Annotated in this window: 12 protein-coding genes and 1 tRNA gene; 7 read left to right on the forward strand and 6 right to left on the reverse strand. The window is 46.1% G+C overall.

What is annotated here, in order from left to right:
- The 3 genes from LDL40_RS10465 to LDL40_RS10475 all read left to right on the forward strand — a co-directional run.
- Positions 1–459, forward strand: a 459-nt coding sequence (locus LDL40_RS10465) for a hypothetical protein (protein ID WP_300995292.1), incomplete at its 5' end; no start/stop codon positions are given.
- A 54-nt stretch (positions 460–513) separates the two neighbouring features.
- Complete coding sequence (locus LDL40_RS10470) at positions 514–1,569, forward strand: sensor histidine kinase (protein WP_300995293.1); 1,056 nt, start codon at positions 514–516, stop codon at positions 1,567–1,569.
- Positions 1,569–2,165: a response regulator transcription factor gene (locus LDL40_RS10475; RefSeq protein ID WP_300995294.1), complete on the forward strand. Its 597-nt coding sequence runs from the start codon at positions 1,569–1,571 to the stop codon at positions 2,163–2,165. The genes LDL40_RS10470 and LDL40_RS10475 overlap by 1 nt, the downstream gene beginning before the upstream one ends.
- Positions 2,166–2,437: 272 nt before the next feature.
- Here LDL40_RS10475 and LDL40_RS10480 read toward each other — a convergent pair whose 3' ends face one another.
- Both LDL40_RS10480 and LDL40_RS10485 read right to left on the reverse strand, forming a co-directional pair.
- The gene (locus tag LDL40_RS10480) at positions 2,438–3,190 is read right to left on the reverse strand and encodes a YdiY family protein (RefSeq protein WP_300995295.1); all 753 of its coding nucleotides are present in this window, start codon (positions 3,188–3,190) and stop codon (positions 2,438–2,440) included.
- 3 nt (positions 3,191–3,193) lie between these two features.
- Positions 3,194–4,012, reverse strand: a complete 819-nt coding sequence (locus LDL40_RS10485) for a mechanosensitive ion channel domain-containing protein (protein WP_300995296.1) — start codon at positions 4,010–4,012, stop codon at positions 3,194–3,196.
- Positions 4,013–4,180: 168 nt separating this feature from the next.
- Between LDL40_RS10485 and LDL40_RS10490 the strand changes: the two genes are divergently transcribed.
- From LDL40_RS10490 to LDL40_RS10500, 3 genes are all read left to right on the forward strand, one after another.
- Positions 4,181–4,256, forward strand: a tRNA-His gene (locus LDL40_RS10490).
- Positions 4,257–4,601: 345 nt separating this feature from the next.
- Positions 4,602–5,138: a DUF1285 domain-containing protein gene (locus tag LDL40_RS10495; protein WP_300995297.1), complete on the forward strand. Its 537-nt coding sequence runs from the start codon at positions 4,602–4,604 to the stop codon at positions 5,136–5,138.
- Between the two features lie 126 nt (positions 5,139–5,264).
- Positions 5,265–6,545, forward strand: a complete 1,281-nt coding sequence (locus LDL40_RS10500) for an amidohydrolase family protein (protein ID WP_300995298.1) — start codon at positions 5,265–5,267, stop codon at positions 6,543–6,545.
- A 40-nt stretch (positions 6,546–6,585) separates the two neighbouring features.
- On the opposite strand, the gene LDL40_RS10505 is transcribed toward LDL40_RS10500, so the two are convergent.
- The 4 genes from LDL40_RS10505 to LDL40_RS10520 form a co-directional block, all read right to left on the reverse strand.
- Positions 6,586–7,050 (reverse strand): DUF2489 domain-containing protein, encoded by a 465-nt coding sequence (locus LDL40_RS10505; RefSeq protein ID WP_300995299.1) that lies wholly within the window; start codon positions 7,048–7,050, stop codon positions 6,586–6,588.
- A gap of 2 nt (positions 7,051–7,052) precedes the next feature.
- Complete coding sequence (yihI, locus tag LDL40_RS10510) at positions 7,053–7,607, reverse strand: Der GTPase-activating protein YihI (RefSeq protein WP_300995300.1); 555 nt, start codon at positions 7,605–7,607, stop codon at positions 7,053–7,055.
- Positions 7,608–7,660: 53 nt separating this feature from the next.
- On the reverse strand, positions 7,661–8,191 hold the full coding sequence (locus tag LDL40_RS10515) for a methyltransferase domain-containing protein (protein ID WP_300995301.1): 531 nt from the start codon (positions 8,189–8,191) through the stop codon (positions 7,661–7,663).
- A 686-nt stretch (positions 8,192–8,877) separates the two neighbouring features.
- Positions 8,878–9,504, reverse strand: coding sequence for a cytochrome c (locus LDL40_RS10520; RefSeq protein WP_300995302.1), 627 nt, complete (start codon positions 9,502–9,504; stop codon positions 8,878–8,880).
- A gap of 181 nt (positions 9,505–9,685) precedes the next feature.
- Between LDL40_RS10520 and yihA the strand changes: the two genes are divergently transcribed.
- The coding region (yihA, locus tag LDL40_RS10525; protein WP_300995303.1) for a ribosome biogenesis GTP-binding protein YihA/YsxC at positions 9,686–10,000 on the forward strand (315 nt) is incomplete at its 3' end.

Here is a 10,000-nt window from a genome sequence, read left to right on the forward strand (position 1 = left end):
ACGCTGGAGCAACTCACCACAGCAGAGCCTGATGCCGAGAGCTTCGCCTTGTTAGCCAGTGTTTATGGCATGCAGATTGGCAATAACCCGATAAAAGGGGCTTTCTATGGACCTAAATCGAATAAAGCTATCTCGCAGGCTGCTGGTTTGGACCCTGCCAATCCGCGGGTTGTGCTGGTTAAAGCCATCTCTGCTTACAATACCCCAGCTGCTTTTGGCGGCAGCAAACAAAGTGCTGTGGAACTCAGCAGCAAAGCCATTGAGCTTTATGCTTTGCCTTGTCAGCAGATTTGCTGGGGCCATGCAGAAGCCTATACCTGGCGTGGTTTAGCCAAGCAGGAGCTGGGAGATAAAGCTGGTGCTATTGCCGACTGGACCAAAGCGATGGAAGTGGATTCTTCCTACGGCTGGGCTAAGTTTCTGCTGAGTCAGCAACAAAGTTATAGCCAAAATCGTTGATCTTTCTTGAACCGGGGCTCTTTTAAGCCCTGGTTTTAACCTGTTGAGGCCTTTATGTTAGAGCTGGAAAAACGCTTGTCCTGGGTTTATCTGATCAATTTGGTGTTCTATGTAGCGCCCTTTTTTTACATCAATTACAGTCTGGTACAGTATGTCTGGATGACGCTGGCCTTAGTGGCTTTTATTGGTTGTTACTACTGGATTTACCGCAGTCCCCCTTCACGGATGTTATGGCCTATCCTGTTGATGGCATTCATCGCCAGCGCCATTACACCGCTGAATTATGGCTCTATTTCGATGTTTGCCTATGTCAGTTTTTTTATTGGTTTTGCTTATAACTTTCGTCAGTTTTTAGCTGGTGTTGCCGGATTGATTTGTATATTGGTGCTGCTGGACCACTTTTTTGTCAAAGGTGCACCTTATTTTCTGCTTTATGGTTCTGCTTTAGTGATGGCTATAGGGGTGTTTGGTGTGCTCGACAGAACCAGGCGTGCCAGCTTACTGAAAGAGCAACGCAGTGCTGAAGAAATTAAACAGCTGGCGACTATAGTGGAGCGGGAACGAATAGCACGTGATCTGCACGATATTATGGGGCACAGTTTATCAGGCATAGTGCTGAAAGCGGATTTAGCCGATAAGTTACTGCAACAGCAGCAGTATCAGGCGGCCAGCCAGCAATTGCAGGAACTGGCTTTTATTGCCCGCGAAAGTTTAAGTCAGGTGCGTCAGACAGTGTCAGGTTATAAACACAAAGGTCTGGCAGGTGAAGTGCAGGCTTTGAGTGGTAAGTTACGTGAAGCCGGATTTGGAGTGGATGTTCAAGGCGAAATACCGAGTCTGTCTGCCAGAGAGGAAACCGCTGTGGTATTGATCCTGACCGAGCTGGTGACCAATGTGTTAAAACACAGCAATGGTGATGAAGTACGGATCCGATTTAGCGAAAATGAGCAAGGATATCAACTGATGGTGTCAGATAATGGCAAGGTGGCGGAGCTGCATCAGGGCCATGGTTTAACCGGCATTCAGGAGCGCTTAGCTGCGCTGAACAGCAGTTTGGAATGGCAAGTGTCACCCTGCAGTTTTAGTTTCATTTTGCACAAGGAGGCCTGATGCGTATTTTACTGGCGGAAGATCAGGCGATGGTACGAGGCGCTCTGGCGGCTTTACTGGGTTTAACTAGCGACTTTCAGATCACTCAGGCGGCCGATGGTGATCAGGCATTGGCTTTGTTGAAACAGCAGGACTTTGACCTCCTGTTGACCGACATTGAAATGCCGGGCCGTAGCGGCCTGGAACTCGCGACTTACCTGCAGCAACAACAGAGTAAAATCAAAGTGATAGTGATCACCACTTTTGGCCGCTCTGGTTATATTCAGCGCGCTATTGCTGCCGGGGTGCAGGGTTTTTTACTGAAAGATGCACCTTCAGAGCAATTAGTGCAGGCTATTTATCAGGTGATGGCCGGAAAACGAGTGATAGATACTGAACTGGCATTATCTGCGTTAGGTGAACAGGATCCGTTAAGTGACAAAGAGCGTCGGGCGCTGCGATTAGCTTCTGAAGGAAAAAGCACAGCTGAGATTGCAACAGTGCTTTATATCGCCGAAGGCACAGCACGGAATTATTTGTCGGAGGCTATCAGCAAACTAAATGCAGCGAATAGAGTAGATGCTGCCAGAATAGCCCGACAAAAAGGCTGGCTCTAGCCGTCGTACTTGACGCTGCAGCTTTGTTGACTGCGTGTTCTCACCCCAGTCGCATAGGCAACTATGCTCCCGGGGACTCGCTCACTTGTCGCCTCGCCGCAACATCAATTACTTAGGCTAAGAACCCGTCGGACTTGACGCTGCAGCTTTGTTGACTGCGTGTTCTCACCCCAGTCGCATAGGCAACTATGCTCCCGGGGATTCACCCACTTGTCGCCACGCCGCAACATCAATTCCATAGGCTAAGAAGCCTCAGTACTTAAATCTGCAGATCAAAACGAATACACAAAAGTTAAGGACGTTTGAGTATCGGTTTTCTTTTTACCCAGCGGCACTTTAGAGTCGTTTTGTACTAAAAACGCTGCTTTCATCTGCATCCGGCCATTAATTTTTGCCGTTAATGAAGACTCAGCTATTGAACGTTTATTGTCTTCACCATATTCAAGGCTGACGGTTTGTTTAAAACGTGCTGACTCACTGATTTGCCAACGATAGGTCGCGGCACTGCGCACTATCATGCCGTTCTCAGTTTCTTCCAGATCGGTTTTTCCCCTGTAATAACCGGGACCGATCTCACCCTCCAGGGACATGCTGTCGTTTTTGAATAGCTCATCACCATAACCTACCGCTATGGTGGTGTACTCAGTGTAAGCACCAAATCTGTCATCGACATGAGAGCCATAAACAAAGAGTTTGGCGGTGTCTTTATTTAACTTGTAACCACCTTTTGCCGATGCAGCATATTTTTCGGCTGAGGTTTCGACTATGGTCTGGCCATCGTCTGCTTCGGTTTCATCTCGTTTGAAAAAAGCGCTGAATGTGTAGTCATTCGACCAATTTTCCAGCTCTTGTTTTGAATCTATTTTGCCTGTGATGGAGGTGCCTTTGGTATTACCTGATGTGGTGATAGCGCCTAACTCTGCGGAAGTGCTCCAGCCCAGCTTGATTTCATTTGCCGGGCTTTCTTCGGCCTGTACTGTCATTAGGCTGCTCAAAGCCAACAGGGGGAAGAGAGTTTTTTTCATACCTTACTTTTCCTTTTTGAAGTGCAGGTCCATTTGTGGAAAGGGGATCACAATCTGGTGTTGATCAAAAGTCAGTTTGATTTTCTCCAAAGTGTCCCAGTATACAGGCCAGTAGTCGGCAGCATTGACCCATGGACGTACTAAAATATTGACTGAACTGTCAGCGAGAGCACCTACAGCTATCACAGCAGCGGGTTCGGCCAAAATACGACTGTCAGCTTTGAGTATTTGTTCCAGTAATTGTTTGGCTTTTTTCAGGTCGGAGTCGTAACTGATACCTACAATTAAATCCACTCTGCGGGTTTTTTCGGCCGAATAATTGATGATGGCAGAGCCTGTAATTTGCGAGTTCGGCACAATAATGCGTTTGTTATCCGCACTTTTGAGCACAGTCTGGAAGATTTCTATTTTCTCTACCACGCCTGAAACTCCGGCTGCATCGACAAAGTCGCCTGCACGGAAAGGGCGGAATAAGATAATCAGTACGCCTGAAGCGAAGTTGGATAAAGAACCTTGTAATGCCAAAGCTATGGCTAAGCCAGCAGCACCCAGGATAGCGATAAAAGAAGCAGTTTGAATGCCGACTTGCGACAGAGCAATCAGAATGGTCGCCACCATAATAGCGGCCTGGATAATGCCACTTAAAAAGGACACTACAGCACGATCCACTTTGCGGTGGATTAAGGCTTTTTCCAGCATGCGGGTCAGACTTTTTGATAACCAGCGGCCCAGATACAAAATGACTAAAGCGACCAGCACTTTGACGCTATAACTTAAAATGAATTGCTGATTTTTCTGCAAAAAATCGATGAATTGTTGCATGTTTCTCTCCATTTTCGAGCCTCAATTCAGAGGAGTCTAGGTTGGCCAGACGACCATACCCTAGCATAAGCATCGCTCAGGCCCAAGCTAAACGCGGCTTAGCGCTTAGTTTCGTAAAAAATTACTTTGCATCGCCACAGAATTTCGCTAGAATCCGCGCCTCTTGTGGTGACTGTAGCTCAGTTGGTAGAGTCCCGGATTGTGATTCCGGTTGTCGTGGGTTCGAGCCCCATCAGTCACCCCAACTTCTGACTTCGTGCTTCATCAATAGTCACCCCAACTTCTGACTTCGTGCTTCATCAATAGTCACCCCAACTTCTGGCTTCGTGCTTCATCAATAGTCACCCCAACTTCTGGCTTCGTGCTTCATCAATAGTCACCCCAACTTCTGGCTTCGCGCTTCATCAATAGTCACCCCAACTTCTGGCTTCGTGCTTCATCAATAGTCACCCCAACTTCTGGCTTCGCGCTTTATCAATAGTCACCCCAACTTCTGGCTTCGCGCTTTATCAATAGTCACCCCGGTTTTCCTACGCCTGTCTTCTGCTGTTATGCTTGTGTTGTGTTTTGTACATGTGTTGAGCCCCCAATGGATTTGAAACAATTACAGCTATCTATACAACAGCCTGATTTAGCCCCGATTGAACTCTGGGATCCAGCCTTTTGCGGTGATCTCCCCATTCGTATCGATCGGCACGGAGATTGGTTTTATCAGGACTCAAAAATACAGCGACCACAGTTGGTTCAGCTGTTTGCTTCAGTACTTACCCGGCAGCAGCAAGAGTATTTTTTGCTGACGCCTGTTGAGAAAGTACGGATTCAGGTTGAAGATGCTGCCTTTGTTATTGTTGCAATTGACCACCAGACCGATGCAGGGATACTGATCGCGACCACTAATTTAGGCCATCAGGTATTAATTAATGCTGAACGCCCGATGTTCTTACAAGCACAACCAGACGGGCAACAGTTACCTTATTTACAGCTCTGGCGCGGCTTAACGGCCAAGTTCAACAGAACTGCCTATTACCAGCTGGCAGCTCTGGCGTTTGCTGTGCAAATTGAAGGGAAAACCTCGCTACACATATCTTCTGCTGGCTTAAATTTTGAGCTCGGAGTAATGGACTAGCCATTGGTCCCGGATCTAAGGCTCTGTATCGCATTCAATTTTTCTGTACTTGATGCTTTTCCAATCCTGTCTCATAGTCGATACCAAGCAGCTGGAAAAAGCTGTGTTCATCCAACAGGAGACATAATGAAACTGCAACTCTCACTTCTTACCAGTGCTTTATTGCTCGCAGGAACAGCACAAAGCGCTACTCTGATCCATGCTGGCAAACTGATCACTGCTGAAAACGACAAAGTGCTGACCGAATACACTGTTGTTGTTGAAGACGACAAAATCATAGCTGTTGAGTCTGGTTATAAAACTCCGGCAGCCGGCGATAAAGTCATCAATTTAAAGAATCACACAGTAATGCCTGGTTTGATGGATATGCACACCCATTTTTCCACTCAGATGGGTCCCGGCGCTTATACTGAAGACTTCTTATTGAACGAGGCTGACGTGGCCTTACGTGGTGCTACTTTTGCTGAAAAGACGCTGCTTTCCGGTTTTACCACTGTGCGTGAGTTAGGTGATGTGCATCACAGCAGTACTGCTCTGCGTAAAGCCATCAATGCAGGATATGTTAAAGGGCCACGTATTTACACAGCAGGCAAATCTATTGCCACTACTGGTGGTCATGCCGATCCAACCAATGGGGTGGCTTATGCCCTGATGGGCGACCCCGGTCCAAAAGATGGTGTAGTGAACGGTCCTGACGAAGCCCGTAAAGCTGTCCGTCAACGCTATAAAGAAGGTGCAGACCTGATCAAGATCACTGCTACCGGCGGTGTGTTGAGTGTAGCCAAAAGCGGTTCCAATCCACAGTTTAACAGCGAAGAACTGAAAGCTATTGTTGAAACCGCCAAAGACTATGGCATGACAGTGGCTGTCCATGCTCATGGTAAAGAAGGCATGGACAGAGCCATTGAGGCTGGAGTGGATTCGATAGAACATGGCACTTTGATGGACAAGGCAACCATGAAATTGATGAAAAAGCATGGTACTTACTATGTTCCGACCATCAGTGCAGGTAAATGGGCTGCGGAAAAAGCGGCAATGCCGGGTTTTTTCCCTGAGCTGGTGCGCCCTAAAGCTTTAGCTATAGGGCCTAAAATTCAGCAAACTTTTGCCAATGCATACAAAGAAGGTGTGAAAATAGCTTTTGGTACTGACGCAGGTGTAGGAGCTCATGGTGATAATTGGCGTGAATTTGTCTTTATGACAGAAGCTGGAATGCCGGCTATCGAAGCAATACAGTCCGCTACTATTACTTCGGCTCGTTTGTTAAAAGTCGATCAGGAGCTGGGGTCTGTTACAACAGGTAAAATTGCCGATTTAGTGGCTGTCCCCGGTGATCCACTGCAGGATATACAGCAAATGGGCAAAGTCAGTTTTGTGATGAAAGCTGGGGTTGTATACAAAGAATAACTGCTGCCCGAACTAAAAAAGGCAGCTTTCGCTGCCTTTTTTAGTTCGATTTCTGATCCTTGAAATATTCTAGTAGCTTGTGCACATCGGCCATAATTTCAGCTTTCAGGTCAATTTCTGCCTGTTCGCGCAGGTGATCCAGATGACGGATTTCTTTTTTATCACGCTCTTTACGCGCCTGGTGAGTTGGCATGTCTTTGACAACATCATACATTTTAAACAATCCAGGATAGGTCTGGATCGCATTGGGTTTGTCAGGGAGTTGCAGATGATCCAACAAAACCCAAATCCGCAAAGCGCCTTCAGACAGCTCACATTGTTCTTCGCGCATGGCTTTGGCGATCAAGACTATGCTTTGAGTCAGGTCGGAATTTTTGGCGTCAACGACCTGCTGCTGCTTTAATTCCTGTTGTTTGATTAACCACAATAAACGACCCAGATAAAAGCTCAGGCCGCCAATAATTAAACCCGCCGCACAGGTGGCTAGTATCCAGTTGATGGTCAAACTTATTCCCCTAAAAACTCTTTACGCCAATCAGTACGTTCCAATTTAGCTAAAGGATCTAATTCTTCCTCTTCAGCCTGATCTTCTTCTAAACCAAGTAGAGCAACAAGCTCTGCGTGGCGTGCCGTTTTGGCATTAAAGTACTTGGCATCTTTGCCTGTCAGGATTTCGCCTTGATCTACTTTATCTAACAATTCCAGCAGCTTTTCATCGTTCTCAAGCAGAGCTAATTCTTGCTCTGGTGGCATCGTAGGCTCTTTTGCCTTGCTCAACTGTACTACTGGCTTGAACTGCTTAGGCTGCGCCATCAGTTTTTGCTCTGCTTCAGTCACTACTAAAGCAATAGGTTTTTTGCTGCCATGGCGCGGGTCTTTTGAGCCTTTAGCTGATTGTTTCTGCTTATCTTCAGTGGAAGGAGAATGGCGACTACCGGATTTTAAGCCTGCACCTTTCTTTTTAGTTTCAGGCGCGCGTGTCCGGTCCTGACGAGCTTCTTCAGCCGGTCTGTGTCTGGTACCAAGTGGGCCTGAGGTGCGAGTTTTTTTAATCCGAGTCATATATGTTACCTACGAAAAAGGGCGCGTATTTTAACCAGTTTATCTCAGAAAACCTAGGTATTTCGTTTTTTAAATAACACGACGTCATCAGCAGGGAATTCAAGCTCGAGTTGATCTCGTTGCGCTAAAAATTCAAAAGTACGTTGGTGAAAAAAGCTGATATGAGTGGGGTCGTTTTTATAATGCCAACTGCTAAAGCTATCTTGATCTATGTAACGCTTAGTCATCAGAGCCAACACACCCTGAGGCAATAGTAAATTTAACCACAAGCGCCACTCTTTGGCCGGATGAACAAAATGCTCTATCGCTTCGGTACAGCTGACGAAATGATAATGTCGCTGCAAAGCTTCAGGTTCTGGAACATAAAATGGATCCCAAAGGTGCATCTGCTTGCCTGCTTCGTTCAACATCTTTGCTAACAATGGCCCAGGGCCGCAGCCAAAATCTAATCCGTTAGTTTGCTCTGGTGTCAGAGTATTCAGCAGCGGCACAGATAAACGCGATAAAAACTTACGGTAGCCTGGGTCGTCCAATTCATTCTGGTGCAAATCGTATTGCGCTTTTTCCTGTTCTGCTGATAGCAAAGTAGTGCGATCTGCAAAGACTAAAAAACACTGTAGACATTGAAAGTAGTCACGTCTTTTGTCCGTACAAAATAGTTGAGTTTGTTGATGCTGACACAAAGGGCAAACTGAATTCATGGTGAGGATAAATAAAAAGGGCGGTATAAGATGTTACCGCCCTCTATATAAGGTGTCTAGCGCGACACATAATCTGCTTGAAGTCGTCCTGACGGGAGTTCAACACCCTGTCTGCACAAGTTCCCTATATTTTTACGCAAATTCCCTATAAAAATAATTATTCGCGATCGTCCTGATGCTTAGTGGTCCATCCATGTGTTGTGTAAAATACACACTGTCATCATCTTGATGCTGCAAAAATGTACTGATGCACTGCTGCTTTCCGTGCCTGTTATCCGTGTTTTTAAACGTTACTAAATGTAACGGACTTAAATCTACTCCGATTTTTCAGAATGGCAATACAGTGGTATAAAAAAAACACAAAAAAAATGAACTTTTTTGTAATGCCATTATAAATCAATTGGTTACGTTTATTGTTTCGAATTTTTCAGTTGTGTAAGTCATCTCTTACACCGTTGTGAGATATATCGCACAACGGAAAACAGAATCGAGAGTTTGGAAAAGACCTGCAGTGCAAAAAATAAAAAGCCAGGCACGGAGCCTGGCTTTGTCTACGGAAGTGGCTGCTTTTAGTGCAAACCACCAACGTATTTCGAAAGTATTTCGATATCTTCATCGGTCAGCTTCTTAGCAACGTCACGCATCATGCCATTCATATCGTTTGCGCGTGAGCCGTTACGGAACGCTTCCAGCTGAGTTTTAACATAAGCTGCATGTTGGAACGAAATTTTTGGGAAGCCAGCTAAGCTGTGACCTACACCTCGTGGACCATGACAGGCGATGCAGGCAGCAATACCGCGCTCCAAATCACCACCACGGAATAACTTCTCACCTTTAGCGACCACGTCTTCAGGCGTGCTGCCTTCCTTCATGGTTTGGCTTGAGAAGTAAGCAGCCAGGTCTTTCATATCCTGTTCAGATAAAGCGGCAACCATACCTGCCATAACAGCGTTGTTGCGACCTTCTTTGCCACCTGTAGTAGCTCCGAGCTTAAATTCTTTTAATTGTTTAAAAATATAACCAGCATGTTGACCAGCAATTTTTGGATATAAATCTGTTGGGCTATTTCCATCCATGCCATGGCAGGCCGCACAAGTCACGGATTTGGCTTTACCTGCTTCTGCATCCCCATCGGCTGCATAAGCTGTACTGATTAACCCTAAAAAGAGCGTGAGTGGAATTGCGAATTTTTTCATTTTTTTTCCGTCTCTGTCCGCATTGAACCGCCAGTAATCTGGCAACCAAGTTGAATAACCCTACATTTTATGTCTATTTTACACGAATCTTGCGCAGATAGAATCCCATAAATCACAGTAAAGCTTCTGTGGATCTTCAGGATCCGTTACACTATAGCCAAATTTACAGCCGGAGCTGACAGTGTACAAAGCGATCATCAATTATCAGAAAGCAACTTTTCTGACCAGTGCCCCTGATATTAAGGCTCTGCCCGCAGATACGGGTATAGAAGTTGCCTTTGCTGGTCGTTCAAACGCCGGCAAGTCCAGTGCGTTAAATACGCTGACACGGCAAAATGGTTTAGCCCGCACCAGTAAAACACCGGGTCGTACTCAGTTGATCAACACTTTTGCTTTAGCAGAAAACCAGCGACTGATCGATTTGCCTGGTTACGGTTTTGCGAAAGTTCCTTTAGCCGTTAAAGAGAAATGGCAAAAGGCTTTGAGTGAATACCTG

Origin of the sequence: Rheinheimera sp., from assembly GCF_020217005.1 — a bacterium.
Classification (GTDB): Bacteria; Pseudomonadota; Gammaproteobacteria; order Enterobacterales; family Alteromonadaceae; genus Pararheinheimera.